The organism is Neisseria sp. P0018.S001 (assembly GCF_051957355.1).
Taxonomy (GTDB): Bacteria; Pseudomonadota; Gammaproteobacteria; order Burkholderiales; family Neisseriaceae; genus Neisseria; species Neisseria subflava_A.
This window is the reverse complement of record NZ_JBQCWN010000108.1, coordinates 1-246: the sequence shown is the minus strand read 5'-3', so window position 1 is coordinate 246 and position 246 is coordinate 1. Positions and strand designations below refer to the sequence as shown.

At 38.2% G+C, this 246-nt stretch carries 1 pseudogene; it reads right to left on the bottom strand.

Going from position 1 to position 246, the window contains the following annotated elements:
- Window positions 1-246: pseudogene (locus ACTHTJ_RS11065) on the bottom strand (hypothetical protein); the annotation flags it as partial.

Sequence of the window (246 nt, the reverse complement as noted above, 5' to 3'; positions counted from 1 at the left end):
AATGCTGAAACTTCTGATAAATTTCAGGATGTTTTTCTAAGGCTTGTAACGCTTTTTCTTTTGAAATGGGAGGGTCATAGACATCTATACCCCTTAAGAAGGCAATACCCGTCAAGGCATTTTTTTTCGATTTTGATAGGCTGTAACTCGAAACAAAACCTACAATATTGTCAATATCGGCAATTACCCCATCGAAATCCGCCAAGTCAAAAATATAAAAAGGGGTGTCCTCAATGGGCATATCGC